The sequence below is a fragment of the Bacillus cereus group sp. RP32 genome (assembly GCF_040459735.1).
GTDB classification, from domain to species: domain Bacteria; phylum Bacillota; class Bacilli; order Bacillales; family Bacillaceae_G; genus Bacillus_A; species Bacillus_A wiedmannii.
In genome coordinates, this window is the sequence record NZ_JARVHO010000001.1 from 2,180,378 (window position 1) to 2,195,492 (window position 15,115).

Below are 15,115 nucleotides of genomic sequence, written 5' to 3' on the forward strand. Positions count from 1 at the left end.
GAGTGTTAAGTACGATTATGTACTTAACACTTTTTTGTATGTTTATAAAAAGTAGTTTGCACATGCAAGCGATTCCATTGCGTCTTACGCCGTAATAATAGAAAACAAATTGACCACGTATTATATTTTAGGTTATAATTCAGAAAGTTTAAAAATTAATAAAAATAAGAAATAGGGAGGTTATCAGGGTGATGGAGAGAGTATATAATTTTTCAGCTGGACCATCAATACTCCCTTTGCCAGTTTTAGAGAAAGTGCAAAAGGAGCTTGTAAATTATAACGGGACAGGCATGTCTATTATGGAAATGAGTCATCGATCTTCTTATTTTCAAAGTATTATAGATGAAGCGAGTAGCCTAATTCGTGAATTAATGAACATTCCTGATGAGTATGAAGTACTGTTTTTACAAGGCGGTGCGTCATTACAATTCTCTATGATACCGTTAAATGTAATGAATATGTACAAGAAAGCAGGGTACGTATTAACTGGCTCATGGTCTAAAAAGGCGATGCAAGAAGCTGAAAAAATAGGGGAAGTACAAGTGCTTGCTTCTTCTGAAAAAGAGAAGTTTACTACAATTCCTAAACTGGATGGTTTACCAAATGATGAAAAACTAGATTATATACATATTACAACGAACAATACAATTGAGGGTACGAAATATGTGGACATTCCACGTTTAGATAGAGTACCGCTCGTTGCGGATATGTCCTCAAATATTTTATCAGAACAATATGATGTTACGAAGTTTGGTCTTATATATGCGGGAGCGCAAAAGAATTTAGGGCCAGCGGGCTTAACGATTGCAATTATAAAAAGAGATTTAATTGGGGGTGCAGATCGCTCTTGTCCTACGATGTTAAACTATGAAACTTACAGCAAAAATAAATCCTTATATAATACACCGCCATCCTTTAGTATTTACGTAACGAAACTTGTACTAGAGTGGCTAAAAGAGCAAGGCGGCGTATCTGCGATTGAAGAACAGAATAGAATGAAATCTTCACTTCTTTATAATTTCTTAGATGAATCAAAATTGTTTACTTCACCAGTTGATCCTACGTATCGATCACTTATGAACATTCCGTTTACAACACCGTCAGAAGAGCTGAACAATGAGTTTTTACAAAAAGCGAAAGAACGCGGCCTCGTTACGTTAAAAGGACATCGCTCAGTCGGTGGTATGCGCGCTAGTATTTACAATGCGATGCCAGTGCACGGCGTACAGCAATTAGTAAATTATATGAAGGAATTTGAGCTTGAGAATAGATAGGGAGATGGGGATATGTTTCGTGTTCAAACGTTAAATCAAATTGCAGAAAAAGGTTTGCAAGTACTTAGCGGAGAGCGCTATGAAGTAGGGGATAGAATGGACCACCCAGACGGTATTTTACTTCGGAGCTATTCTTTACATCAAGAAGAATTTTCAAAAGACTTAAAGGCTATTGCAAGAGCTGGTGCTGGTGTAAATAATATTCCTGTCGAGCGATGTACAGAAGAAGGGATTGTAGTATTTAATACACCAGGAGCTAATGCCAATGCAGTAAAGGAACTTATTATCGCCAGCCTTATTATGTCTTCACGTAACATTATTAACGGTGTAAGCTGGACGAAAAATTTAGAGGGTGAAGAAGTACCGCAGCTTGTTGAATCAGGAAAAAAACAATTCGTTGGATCAGAAATTGCAGGGAAACGTCTAGGTGTAATTGGCCTCGGCGCAATCGGTGCTTTAGTTGCGAACGATGCGTTAGCTTTAGGGATGGACGTTGTCGGATATGATCCTTACATTTCAGTTGAAACAGCATGGCGCCTTTCTACACATGTACAAAGAGCATTTAGTTTAGATGAAATTTTCGCAACATGTGATTATATTACACTTCATATTCCTCTTACGAATCAAACGAAGGGAATTATTGGTGAACACGCTGTAGAGAAGATGAAAAAAGGTATGCGTTTATTCAATTTCTCTAGAGGAGAACTTGTAGATGAAAATGTTCTTCAAAAAGCGTTAGAAGAAGATGTTATTACGCATTACGTAACAGATTTCCCGAATGAAAATGTGATAAAGATGAAAAATGTAACAGCGACGCCTCACCTTGGTGCATCTACGTCCGAATCAGAAGAAAATTGTGCATTCATGGCAGCGCGCCAATTACGTGAATATTTAGAGACAGGAAATATTCGTAATTCAGTAAACTATCCAAATGTTGAACTCCCTTATATCGGAAAGAAACGTATTACAATCATGCATCAAAACGTTCCGAACATGGTAGGACAAATTACAGGATGTTTAGCAGAACATCATATTAATATTGCGGATATGATTAATCGTAGTAAACATTCTTGGGCGTATACAATGATTGATATTGATAACGGAATTGATGATATAATAAAAGAGAACATTGTGGAAAATATAAGCAAAATTACAGGTGTTGTAGCCGTTCGAATGATTGTGTAAAGGAGAGAGGAAAACTTGGCAAAAATCCGACCGTTTCGGGCCATTCGTCCAGTAGAAGAAAAAGCAGCGGAAGTTGCAGCTTTACCGTATGACGTATTAAATAGTAAAGAGGCAAGAGAGGTTGTAAAAGGGAATCCGTATTCTTTCTTACACGTTGATAAAGCAGAAATTGATTTAGACCCGGCACTTTCACCGTACGATGATCGTGTATATGAAAAAGCGGGTGAAAATTTAAATCGATTTATACGAGAAGAAGTATTCATACAAGATGAAGAGCCAGCACTGTACATTTATGAACTGACGATGCAAGGAAGAACGCAGTCAGGTCTTGTCGTTTGTACATCTATTGATGAGTATGAAGATGATACAATTAAAAAACATGAAAGAACGCGTCACGAAAAAGAATTAGATCGTATACGCCACGTAGATGTGTGTGATGCAAATACGGGGCCTATCTTTTTAACGTATCGTACAAAAGAAGATGTGAAACGTATCATTGCAAGCTGGAAAGAAGAGCATGCGCCAATCTATACATTTACAGCAGAAGATGGCGTGGAGCATGTTGCCTGGAAAATAGTTGATGAGGATGTAATTGCTACTTTAGTAAACGCATTTGAAGATATTTCTAATCTTTATATTGCAGATGGACATCATCGCTCTGCATCAGCTGCAAAAGTAGGGCTTATGCGAAGAGAACAATATCCGAATTACACAGGAGAAGAGGAGTTTAATTTCTTCTTATCTGTTTTATTCCCTCACGATGAATTATCCATTTGGGACTATAACCGAGTTGTGAAAGATTTAAACGGCTTATCAGAAGAACAGTTTTTAAAGCAAATTGCACAATACTTTTATGTAGAAGAAGCAGCTGTTTCTCCGTATAAACCAAATGAGCCAAAAACATTTGGTATGTACGTAAACGAGAAATGGTATAGACTCACAGTGAAAGAGGAAACGTTTGATGCGAATGATCTCGTTAAAGGTTTAGATGTATCTATTCTGCAAGATCATTTATTAAGCCAAGTACTTGAAATACACGACCCGCGATCTGATTCACGCATCGATTTTGTCGGAGGAATCCGCGGAGTAGAAGAACTAGAACGCCTTGTAAAGAGCGGTGAATATAAAGCAGCGTTTTCATTATATCCGACATCAATGGAAGCTTTATTAGCAATCGCAGACACTGGAGAAGTTATGCCGCCAAAATCAACGTGGTTTGAACCAAAACTGCGCAGCGGGTTGTTTGTACATTCTTTAAAGTAAATATAGACTTCGTTAGATTGAAAAACCGAAATGATTATAGTTTCGGTTTTTCTTATGTTAAAAGTGTTTTTGAGGAGGGGTATGGATGGAATTGAAAGTAGGAGAAAAAATCACCTTTGAACGAACTTTTACAAAAGAAGATGTTGCGTTATTTACGGAAGTATCGAAAGATGAAGGTGTTCATCATGTTACACCAGATGAGCAGGGGAGATTCGTTGTACAAGGACTGTTAACATCAACATTGCCTACAAAAATTGGCGGTGATTATAACGTATTAGCTCGCAAGATGGATTTTGAATTTTTACGTCCTGTTTTTAGCGGTGATACGATTCGTTGTGACGTAACTATGGAACAATTTGAGCCCGATGAAAAAAATCGTACAAAAATTATTGCGATGTTTATATGTAGGAATCAACTTGAAAAAGAAGTTATGCAGGGGAGTTTTTCTGGGATTATTCTTTAGTTAGTAGGAAAAGTAATGAATAGGTGGGGGACACATGCCTCTCGGGCTTAGATTTTTAATTCCCCCCATAACGAAAATTTTATGCATTGCTGAATACTGATAATAAGACGTTATGTAATATACTCTGTTCTTTTCTTAACTAATAGAAGAATAGTTGAATAAGCTTGTCAACAAAAAAAGGACATTCCTAGTATTACAAGAAATGTCCTTTCCACTAAATTATAGGATATTTTGCTGAAATTCAAACTCTAAAATTAGTTTACTGGTTTGACCTGTAAACTGATAATTATAGGACCCTCTCAGATTTTCTAAGTTACCAGTAGCTTTAATAATTGTTCCTGGGGAATTTAGATTTCCTTTATCGAATATTCCTTGCTCTATAGCTGTAAATGTCCCTTGTTGCCCCTTATAAATTCCTTCAAAGTGTAAAAATCCAGAAATTTTAGCAGTAGCCAAGTGACCATCATTTATATTTGAGTCTAAATAATATAATAAGTATTCAACAAAAGCTTTTCCTTTTAATTCCCCATCAATAGCATATTCAACATGGGCAATATTAATAGGGAAATCTTTTCTAGTATCATCAATTAGTTTTTCATCCCATTTACTTACTGTAAATGTTGCTTCCATACACGTAAATCCCCCTTTATCATTAGATAAGTAATCTCCCTAAAATGAAAAAATACGCTATTCTTCCTGTAGGATCAGGAAAACATAATTATAAAACTTATGGCTATACTTATTTAAAGTTTTCCTTTATTCCACGCCACTATCTAAAATAGAGAAAGACCCATTTTCACAATCAATTTCTGCCATCGCACCGTAAGGTAAAATAAACTTCGGCTCGGTATGACCAAAATTTAAATTATAAAGAATCGGCAAATCTTCTAAGTTATGTTCTTTCATAACTTGCAGTATTTCATGTTTATATTCTTCATAATACATTTCGTCTTTTGGTTTACCAAAGATGATACCCTTTGCTTTTTGGAGAATGCCTTGCGCTGCGTAATTTCGTAACCAATACTTTATATAGCTTGGTTCTGGATGGTCTTCAGAAGTTTCAAAGAAAAGGATACTATTTTCCCAATGTTTTTTCTCAGGCCAAAGCTCCGTTCCTTTTGCAAATTCCAATACTTCTATACAACCACCAATTAAGCGTCCTTGTACGGTAGTAGAGCCTTGAAGTAGTTCATAGCCATTGTTTTGTTGCATCGTACGCCTTGTATCTTTATTTACCTCTATCCATTCTAAACGCTCACTCGTCCATTCATGAGCTGGTTGAATTTCGCCAATTGTCTCATTTGAAAAGAGAGTCCGATTTACCATTTCAACTGTATATGGATCCATCTCTATATTTTCGGCAAAATCAGTTAAAATTGCTGGACCGTAAAAACAGGAAATTCCTGCTTTATGACAAAACAAGTGTGAAATGGTAACGTCAGAGTATCCCATAAAAATTTTCGGATTTTCACGTATTACATTAAAATCTATATAGGGAAGTAAGCGAATGCTATCTTCACCGCCAATATTCGCAATAATTGCTTTCACGCGCGTATCCTTAAAAGCTGTCATTAAATCTTCCGCACGAGCCTGTGGATTGTTATAAATGAATTCGCTACCTTTTAAACTATTTGGCATTGGGACAACCGTAAGACCGAAAACTTCTTCTAATCTCTTTACTCCTTGTTCATAACGCCATCTTATCTCAGAATCACCTGCGCCTCCCCATGAAGGACTTACTGTTGCTACGATATCGCCTGGCTGTAATCTGTTTGGTTTCTTTAACATATTAACTCCGCTCCTACATAATGTAATGGACTACGATTATACAAACTGTAGTATTGAAAAAATATGATGCATCACATTAGTTTCTTCATCATCAATCCGTTTCCCTGCTGTGATTCAAGAATTTAGCACTCGTGTTGAATATAGGAATAATCGATTTATATTTAAAAGTTACAGTATGCAACATTGCATAAGAAAGATGGTTGCTATTTTATACAACCTGTAACTATAATGATTACAGGTTGGTCGTATCCAATCAAAAAATATAATCATCATGAATGGAGAGGTTACATATGAGTATGAAAAAATTAATTTTAGCAGGTGCTTTAGGGATCGCAGCATTATCAGGAACGAATTTACCAGGATTAGAACTATCAAAAGCGAGTGCAGCTTCTATTGAATCGAATTTCTCGACGTTAGAAGGACGAGTAGTAGAAGTAGATAACGGTGTAATTGTCGTAAAATCTAAGCAATATGAGGAGCCTGTAAGTGTATATATAGATTCTCTTTCAAATGTGAAAGTAGGAGATGAAGTAAAAGCTACTGGATCTATGATGCGTAACTTTACTGAATATATGGTTGCAAATACAGTTGAAAATACGTCAAATAAATTAGGTATGCACATGAAAGAAGATGGTTCTCCTGATTATGTGATTGGGGAAGTATCAAAAGTAGGAACGAGGGAAGAGGAAGGAGAAGGTTCTACTAAATATGTCGTAGTTGAGTATCCATCACTAAATGGGAAGAAAGTTATTATTGATGTTTTCTTAACGAAGGGACAAGTATTTCATACAGGTGAGAAAGTAAAAATTGATATGAAGTTTGTAGGATGGGGTGGAAGTTCTATTAACTGGAACACAACGGATCATATCGAAAAAGTGTATGAGGTAAAGAGCAACGTTGAAAATAATGATGATGTTTGGATTTGGTCTTAATTAGACGCTTGTAAATAACAAATGTATCATGCAGTACCCATCGAATCATCAAATGTATGATTCGATGGGTACTTTTTTGTTTTATGTTTTTTTGAGAATAACGGATTTCCGATTAGAATATGATGTTAATACTGGGGCGAAGGTGATAAAACAATATGGAAAGAGGTGTTTAAGGGTGGAGCAAGATGAGGTTTATTTACGAGCTAAAAAAAGGGTGGAGAATTTAAAAGCGTTTTATATTCATTTAACGGTTTATATACTAGTGAACTTAATGCTTTTTATTATAAATATAAGTTCTGATTCAAGTAAATTATGGTTTTTATATCCACTTGCAGGTTGGGGGATTGGTATCGTTATACACGGATTGACAACTTTTCCATTTGGGGTATTCGGAAAAGAGTGGGAAGAACGAAAGATTAAAGAATATATGGAGAAAGATAAGTAAATTTATTTCTGAAATGTATGAATATAAATCTCTGTGATAACATGTTTGATGCGAAGTCTATTCTATAGCTTCGCCTATTTGTTTTGTATTCGAAGTTTGTGCGAGTGCTCATATTCATTTTTTTAGCATCAACTGCATGTGAAATCAAAACTTTACTTGTAGTACATAATAAATACAGTTGTTTTACTTTTTAAATTACATGTGGATATAGGATAAAGTTGTTTTATCATCCTATATTAAAATAAAAATAAACCACTGTTCGATTTGAATATTCCACGATATAATGGTGAGAGTTTATGACAGAATAAATATTTACATAAGAAGTGAGGTACTGTATGAAAAAAAGAACGACAGACATTATTTTTATTATTATTGGTGCATTTCTTTTTGCGTTAGGTGTCAATTTGTTTGTTATCCCGAACGAGTTTGGTGAGGGTGGAGTAACTGGTATCACGATTATTACGTATTATTTATTTGAATGGTCACCAGGCTTAGTTAACTTAATTTTAAATGCGATTTTGTTAATAGCTGGTTATAAATTTTTAAATAAGATTACAACAATTTATACGATTATCGCTGTAGTTACGAACTCGCTATTCCTTCACTTGACAGAAGGTTGGACGATTGCTTCGGATGAAATGCTCGTAAATGCCATTTTCGGAGGAATATTTATTGGGTGCGGGATTGGTCTTATTATTCGTGTTGGCGGAACAACAGCAGGTACTACCATCTTAGCAAGGATGACGCATAAATATTTAGGATGGAGCATTAGCTATGGTTTACTGTTCTTCGATTTAATTGTTGCGTTTTCATCTTATTTCATCATTGGTGCAGAAAAACTGATGATAACAATTATTATGCTATATGTAGCAACGAAAGTGATGGAATTTGTAATTGAAGGTTTAAATCCGAAGAAAGCCATTACGATTATTTCTGATAACCCGAATGAAATTGCCGGAAAGGTAACTACATTAATGGGCAGAGGGGTTACTGTGTACTCAGGTCATGGCTATTACACGAAAACGCCGAAGGAAATTCTTTATGTTGTTATTAATAAGCAAGAAGTAGTGAAGCTAAAACGGATTGTTCAAACGACGGACCCTGCTGCGTTCATCGCTATACACGATGTTCGTGACGTATTTGGAGAAGGATTCGTTGATATTTCTAAAGCTTAGAACATATTTTCCATTAAAATAATCTTAATACTGAAACGTAAGAATCTATTTTGAATAATCTTTTTTCAAAATAGATTCTTTTTATTTATCTTAAAATGTTGGTTTGTTTTTCTTTTTCTTGCAAAAAATCCAATTGTTTCTTAAGGTAAGGATGTAGAAGGATGAACAAGAGAGGGTTTAATGAAGATGATACATATTTTATTAGCTGATGATGATAAGCATATTAGAGAATTGTTGCATTACCATTTGCAAAAAGAGGGGTTTAAAGTTTTTGAAGCGGAAGATGGAAAGGTAGCGCAAGGCGTATTAGAGAAAGAAAATATTCATCTTGCGATAGTAGACATTATGATGCCGTTTGTTGATGGCTATACGTTATGTGAAGAAATCCGGAAGTATCATGATATACCGGTTATTTTATTAACTGCGAAAGATCAGTTAGTTGATAAAGAAAAAGGATTCATTTCTGGTACGGACGATTATATTGTAAAACCATTTGAGCCAGCTGAAGTCATTTTCCGTATGAAAGCATTGCTGCGTCGTTATCAAATGCTTAATGCTGATATTATAACGCTGCACGGTACAACAATTGACCGAAAAGGGTTTGAAGTGAAGTGTAACGGTCAAACAATTTTACTACCGCTAAAGGAATTTGAATTGTTATCGCAACTGGCTAGTTATCCTGGAAGAACATTTTCAAGGGAAGAATTAATTGAATTAGTATGGGGAATGGATTTTGAAGGGGATGAACGAACGGTTGACGTTCATGTGAAGAGGCTACGAGATCGCTTCTCAAAACGAACGGATGATTTTCAAATTACGACAGTACGCGGACTCGGTTATAAGTTGGAGTTGAAATAAAATGAAATCATTATACTCTAGATTTGTTTTCATGACGGTTGGGATCATGCTACTTAGCAGTATTATCGGTTTTTTATTAACAAATGTGTACTATCAAGTGAAGTTAAAACCGTACAATAGTGAAAAGATTTTAATGTATGCGGAAGAAGTAAAATCGTTATATGAAAAGCAAAGTGAAGAAAATCAAGAGGCATACTTACAGTCTATTGCGAAGTTAGGATATGAAATTTATATTGTCGATGATAAAAAGAATGGAAAACGTATCGGCAACGCGTTTCGTAAGACAACAATAAGTGATGATACCGTTCATAAAGTATTGAATGGCGAAACGTTTAATGGTGTTTCTACGTATCCAACACGTCTCTTTATTACAGGTTTTTTCGATAATGAATTAATAAATAGTGTCGGTGTACCAGTGCAACACGGTGATAAACAGTACGCTTTATTTATTCGTCCTGACATTCAGAACCAATTTGGCGAGATGCGAATTTTCTTAGCGGTATTACTTGGGTTTATCGTACTATTAAGTATTATCTTTATAGCGATTGCAGCAGGTTATATCGTTCGTCCCATTCGAACATTTACGAAAGCGACTCAAAAGATTGCAAGTGGTGAATATGATATCGAATTAGATGAAAATCGAAAAGATGAAATTGGAACATTAGCAACTAATTTTCAAAAGATGACGAAAAGTATTAAAGAATTAGATGAGATGAGACAAGAATTTGTTTCGAATGTTTCTCACGAATTCCAATCGCCGCTTTCTTCTATACAAGGGTTCTCAAAAACGTTACAGTCAGAAGAGATGAGTGCGGAAGAAAGAAACCATTACTTACAAATTATTGAGGGCGAAAGTAAGCGAATGTCTAGTTTATGTAAACAGTTACTTACGCTTGCTTCACTAGATAAAGAAGAAAAAGTATTACAAATAAAAGAATTCAATTTGCAGAAGCAAATTAAAGACGTTATTTTTATGCTCGAATGGAAATGGCGTGAAAAAGATATTGCCGTTGAATTTGACGTGCCAAATATCGCTATAAAAGGTGATGAAAACTTACTTCATCAAGTATGGAGTAATATTTTTACGAATAGCATTAAGTTTTCAAACGACGGCGGAACGATTGAATTTGTTGTAGAAGAATTAGAGTCGAGCATTATGATCTCTATATCAGACAATGGAATTGGTATGGAAAAAGAAGAGATGGATCGTATATTTGATCGTTTTTACAAAGTAGATACGGCAAGGGCAAGAAACGTAGAAGGTAGTGGTTTAGGATTATCGATTGTGCAGAAAATTGTTGAGCTGCATAACGGAAACGTTTCAGTGTATAGTATGAAAGGGGAAGGGACGACTGTTCAGGTGGAGCTTCCGAAATAGATGGAAGAGGCTGCTTGGGAACAGCCTCTTCTTTTTGTCGTTTTTTGTCGGTAAGTCGATATATTATGAAAATCGCTGATATAATTTGAGTTGCGCCGATATAATTTGAGTTGCGCCGATATATTATGAAAATTGCTGATATAATTTGAGTTGCGCCGATATATTATGAAAATCGCTGATATAATTTGAGTTGCGCCGATATATTATGAAAATCGCTGATATAATTTGAGTTGCGCCGATATATTATGAAAATCGCTGATATAATTTGAGTTGCGCCGATATATTATGAAAATTGCTGATATAATTTGAGTTGCGCCGATATATTATGAAAATCGCTGATATAATTTGAGTTGCGCCGATATATTATGAAAATCGCCGATATAATCCGAGTTGAGCTGATATATTTGAAAAATCGCTGATATAAATTTCACGTACTGCCACTTCTGCTATAAAGCTGTACTTTTCCCACGCTCTACTTTAAACCGAACCCCAAAAGTATCCGCTGTAATCTCATCAGCTTTCGGCAATGCTCGTAATTTTGGATGAAGTAGCCATACGAGAGAAATAAATAAAATACCGATGCTAGCGAGCGCGAAAATGAGTTGGCTACTAAATACATTTGCGGCGTATCCACCAATTAAAGAACCGAACGGCATAGCAATTGTGCCCATACTTCGCATGACTGAGTTTATGCGTCCAATATACTGATTTGGAATTACAATTTGACTAATTGTCGCAAATAATATGTTGGTTGCACCAATTGGAATCCAGGCTAGACCGAATAAGAGAATAGACAACCACTGAAACGGTACGATCGTAGAGAGAAACCAAAAGATAGCACCAGTCGCAAAGCCAATAATAGAGACACGGCCAACATTACGTTTACCAACCCATGAACTGAATAATGCTCCAATTAAACTGCCGGCTGATATAGCGGCTAAGAAGAAGCCATATGATTTCACGCCTCCTAAAGAATCAGCGAAAGAAGGGAGTATCGCCATCGTCATACCGATTGAAAAATTAGAGACTACTGAACCGATTAAGAATACGCCCATTAATGAACGGAAGACGATCGAAAAACCTTCTTTTAAATCAGAGAAATATTGTTTAGTTGAAAGTGATGTATTGGTTTCTGCTTGCTTTGGCATTTTCAACGAAAAGAATAATAGGGCAGTAATCGCGAATGTAAAAGAGTCGATTACATATAAAGTGATTGCGCCAAATAGTGCTACTAGTATGCCAGAAAGCGTCGTACAAATTAAATCGATGCCTTGATATGCAAATGAAAAGAGTGAATTTCCTTTTAATAATTGTGTTTTATGCAGTAGAAGTGGTAAAGCTTTTGATTGTGCGGGATAGGCAAATTGTTCGATAAAGGCTACGATGGGCATGATGATGAGTAGTAGTTGAACTGTTAATAGATCGAAGTAGTGTGTAATAGGAATGATTAATATAAGAATGCATTGCAGAACTTGTGTGATGACGAGGGTGTTTTTGATTGACCATCTATCGACGAATGGACCGGTAAGAAATTGAAGTGCAGAAGGTAATAACGTAAGAAAACCAGCCAATCCAGAATAAAAAGGATTACCACTTAGCTTATATACGAGCCACATCGCGGCTACATAGTATAAGCTATCTCCTATGTTTGTAAAAATTCTCCCTAAAAACAGTAAGAGGAAATTCCGGTTTTTTAATATGTCCATTTAATCTACTCCTTTATAATAAATTTATTCGGTAAAATAAATTTGACCGTTACTGTAAAAAAAATCGTATTACGATTTTTCTTCTTTTTTCACAAAGCGCTGCATTGCTCGTTCGTCGATTTGTAGTGCAGTAGTAGAAATGTAGTAAGATTTACTATTTGGATCTTTATCCGCGTCTTTTGTGATCTCGTTTAATTCACCCATCAATTCATAAAACTTTTTCACCCACATTTGAAATTGTTCTGGCGTGGCATCAAACTCCCAGCAAGATGAAACGTAATTCCACTCAGCTGGATCTTCGCTTACTTTTCGTAATGTAAAAGCTTCTTCTGGTGCAGCGAGAATATGGCTTTTCGTTCTTTCCGTCATTTGTAAAAAGATTTGGCGACCTGATTCGCTTAATATTTCTAAATGAGGTAATAGGTCCGCGGCAGGGGTGAAGCCTCTAGCGACAGATTGATAAAACTTTTGAATGATGCCATTCTTTTCTTCTGTATAAACAATTTCTATAAAACCATTCTTTTCTAATTCTTTTAAATGATAATGAATTTTAGCCCTTGGAATGCCGAATTTATCAGATAGTAGTTGTCCTGTATAAGGACGTTCGCATAGACGCATCATCATTTCGACACGAAGTGGATCGCTTATTGCTTTTAGTTGGCTATAAGTAGTTAGTGTTAACATGGGCTTCAACAAGATCAACTCCTCAAATAAAATTACTCTGTCAAGATTATTTGACTGAATTGTATCAAGGATTCTGATTATTTTCAATACTTTCTGAAAATTAAATCTTATCCTCTGTAATCTTCTGTTCATATTCCGTTCATATTTCTTTTTTATGATAAGTGCATAGAAAGAAAGAGGAAGGAGCGAGCGAAATGTTTTTAGCTCTGCGTGAATTAAAACAATCAAAATTAAGATACGGATTAATCGGACTGATTATGGTGTTATTATCATTTTTAGTTCTTGTTATTTCAGGATTAGCAAATGGATTATCATATGATAATGCTTCATCGATTCAAAATATGGAGGCAAATAAGTTCGTATTAGCAGATGATGCGGAAAATAAATTACTTCGTTCACAAATTAAGAAAGACGATGTTGATAACGTAGTAAATCAAGTAGGCGAGAAAGAGGCTGTTCCGTTTCGTGTGAAAGTTTCAACGTATGAAAAGAAAGATAGTTCGAAAAAGGTTGATATCGCTATTTTCTCAAGTGAGCGCGATTCATTTTTAGAGCCGAACATTGTAAAAGGTGAGAAATTAGGCACAGCAAATAATGAAATGGTTGCTGATGAATCAATTAAAGAAAAAGGAATTGATATTGGAGATACAATTATCGATCCCGTTTCAAAGAAAGAATTTACAATCGTTGGATTTACGAAAGATCAAATGTTTAGCCATACACCAGTCGTTTATGTAAATGAAGACGTATGGGGATCTATTTCACAACCAAACCAAAAAGATTATAGTGCAATTGCACTGAATACAGATAAAGAAATTAAAAATGCACATGTTATCGACAAAAAAGAAGTACTGCAAAGTATTCCAGGATTTAAAGAAGAGCAAGGAACATTAACGATGATCATTGCATTCTTACTTGTTATCGCTGCGTTACTAATCGGTGTATTCTTCTACGTCATTACACTGCAAAAAACACAGCAATTAGGTGTATTAAAAGCAATCGGTACGAAGAATTCTTATTTAGCAAATAGCTTAGTTGTACAGGCGTTATTCTTATCAGTCGTTGCGATGTTAATCAGTATTGTTCTTGTACAAGGATTAGAACAAATTTTACCAGCGGGTATGCCGTTCTTATTAACAACACCGATGATTGCACAATATGCAGCAATCTTCATCGTCATTAGTATTTTAGGAACACTTATTTCGTTATATCAAGTATTAAAAGTTGATGCATTAGAAGCAATTGGAGGTGGGATGTAATGACTTCATTATTAAAATTAGACAAAGTAAGTAAAGTGTACGGAGAAGGGAATACGGAAGTAACAGCCCTTCATCCGATGTCGCTTGATGTGAAAGCTGGAGAATTTATCGGAATCGTCGGTCCTTCTGGATCAGGGAAAAGTACGTTATTATCGATCGCGGGTGCTTTATTATCACCTTCAAAAGGGGATATTTACATTCGTGAGCAAAATATTACGAAGTTATCGGAAAAGGAAATGACAGACATTCGCTTGAAAAAAATCGGCTTCATTTTCCAGTTTGCAAATCTTGTTCCATATTTAAATGTAAAAGAGCAATTGCTTTACATTGCAAAGCTAAAAAAAGAAAACAAACAAGAATCAGAAAAGCGTGCGGATCATTTATTAGCAGCATTTGGATTAGGAGAAAGAAAAAATCATTATCCAAATCAACTGTCTGGCGGAGAAAAACAAAGGGTAGCAATCGCTCGCGCGTTTATGAACAATCCGGATTTAATATTAGCGGATGAACCAACAGCAAGCTTAGACTCAAAACGTGCACGTGAAGTTGTAGAAATGATGAAACGTGAAGTGAAAGAGAGCCAAAAAGCAGCAATTATGATTACGCATGATGAAAGAATGCTTGATGTATGTGATCGTATATTGACGCTAAGAGATGGGAAGTTAATATAAAGAAAAAAGACAATCGCACAAGTGTGCGGTTGTC

The 15,115-nt window shown here is 35.6% G+C and carries 15 protein-coding genes; 11 read left to right on the forward strand and 4 right to left on the reverse strand.

Going from position 1 to position 15,115, the window contains the following annotated elements:
* The first annotated feature begins 191 nt into the window (after positions 1–191).
* The 4 genes from serC (at position 192) to QCI46_RS11305 (ending at position 4,185) form a co-directional block, all read left to right on the forward strand.
* On the forward strand, positions 192–1,274 hold the full coding sequence (serC, locus tag QCI46_RS11290) for a 3-phosphoserine/phosphohydroxythreonine transaminase (protein WP_353840264.1): 1,083 nt from the start codon (positions 192–194) through the stop codon (positions 1,272–1,274).
* A gap of 12 nt (positions 1,275–1,286) precedes the next feature.
* Positions 1,287–2,459, forward strand: coding sequence for a 3-phosphoglycerate dehydrogenase family protein (locus QCI46_RS11295; RefSeq protein WP_353840265.1), 1,173 nt, complete (start codon positions 1,287–1,289; stop codon positions 2,457–2,459).
* 15 nt (positions 2,460–2,474) lie between these two features.
* Entirely contained in the window at positions 2,475–3,722 is a 1,248-nt protein-coding gene (locus QCI46_RS11300; RefSeq protein ID WP_353840266.1) for a DUF1015 domain-containing protein, read from the forward strand.
* An 85-nt stretch (positions 3,723–3,807) separates the two neighbouring features.
* Entirely contained in the window at positions 3,808–4,185 is a 378-nt protein-coding gene (locus QCI46_RS11305) for a hotdog family protein (protein WP_353840267.1), read from the forward strand.
* A gap of 219 nt (positions 4,186–4,404) precedes the next feature.
* On the opposite strand, the gene QCI46_RS11310 is transcribed toward QCI46_RS11305, so the two are convergent.
* Positions 4,405–4,815, reverse strand: coding sequence for a DUF3224 domain-containing protein (locus QCI46_RS11310; protein WP_353840268.1), 411 nt, complete (start codon positions 4,813–4,815; stop codon positions 4,405–4,407).
* 126 nt (positions 4,816–4,941) lie between these two features.
* A complete protein-coding gene (locus tag QCI46_RS11315) occupies positions 4,942–5,973 on the reverse strand; it encodes a S66 family peptidase (protein WP_353840269.1) in 1,032 nt (343 codons plus the stop codon).
* A gap of 290 nt (positions 5,974–6,263) precedes the next feature.
* Between QCI46_RS11315 and QCI46_RS11320 the strand changes: the two genes are divergently transcribed.
* From QCI46_RS11320 to QCI46_RS11340, 5 genes are all read left to right on the forward strand, one after another.
* Positions 6,264–6,905, forward strand: coding sequence for an ATP F0F1 synthase subunit alpha (locus tag QCI46_RS11320; RefSeq protein ID WP_088092934.1), 642 nt, complete (start codon positions 6,264–6,266; stop codon positions 6,903–6,905).
* 175 nt (positions 6,906–7,080) lie between these two features.
* Positions 7,081–7,350 carry a 2TM domain-containing protein gene (locus QCI46_RS11325; protein WP_353840270.1) on the forward strand — a complete coding sequence of 90 codons (270 nt, stop codon included), beginning with the start codon at positions 7,081–7,083 and terminating at the stop codon, positions 7,348–7,350.
* 335 nt (positions 7,351–7,685) lie between these two features.
* Positions 7,686–8,525, forward strand: coding sequence for a YitT family protein (locus tag QCI46_RS11330; RefSeq protein WP_000747488.1), 840 nt, complete (start codon positions 7,686–7,688; stop codon positions 8,523–8,525).
* Positions 8,526–8,705: 180 nt separating this feature from the next.
* Positions 8,706–9,383, forward strand: a complete 678-nt coding sequence (locus tag QCI46_RS11335) for a response regulator transcription factor (RefSeq protein WP_002033085.1) — start codon at positions 8,706–8,708, stop codon at positions 9,381–9,383.
* 1 nt (position 9,384) lies between these two features.
* Complete coding sequence (locus QCI46_RS11340; RefSeq protein WP_353840271.1) at positions 9,385–10,761, forward strand: sensor histidine kinase; 1,377 nt, start codon at positions 9,385–9,387, stop codon at positions 10,759–10,761.
* A 446-nt stretch (positions 10,762–11,207) separates the two neighbouring features.
* Here the strand turns inward: QCI46_RS11340 and QCI46_RS11345 are convergent, their stop codons facing one another.
* Both QCI46_RS11345 and QCI46_RS11350 read right to left on the reverse strand, forming a co-directional pair.
* Positions 11,208–12,467 (reverse strand): MFS transporter, encoded by a 1,260-nt coding sequence (locus QCI46_RS11345; protein WP_353840272.1) that lies wholly within the window; start codon positions 12,465–12,467, stop codon positions 11,208–11,210.
* A 69-nt stretch (positions 12,468–12,536) separates the two neighbouring features.
* Entirely contained in the window at positions 12,537–13,160 is a 624-nt protein-coding gene (locus tag QCI46_RS11350; RefSeq protein WP_353840273.1) for an ArsR/SmtB family transcription factor, read from the reverse strand.
* 185 nt (positions 13,161–13,345) lie between these two features.
* Between QCI46_RS11350 and QCI46_RS11355 the strand changes: the two genes are divergently transcribed.
* Positions 13,346–14,410, forward strand: a complete 1,065-nt coding sequence (locus tag QCI46_RS11355; RefSeq protein WP_353840274.1) for an ABC transporter permease — start codon at positions 13,346–13,348, stop codon at positions 14,408–14,410.
* A complete protein-coding gene (locus QCI46_RS11360; RefSeq protein WP_000202604.1) occupies positions 14,410–15,081 on the forward strand; it encodes an ABC transporter ATP-binding protein in 672 nt (223 codons plus the stop codon). The genes QCI46_RS11355 and QCI46_RS11360 overlap by 1 nt, the downstream gene beginning before the upstream one ends.
* Positions 15,082–15,115: the final 34 nt, after the last annotated feature.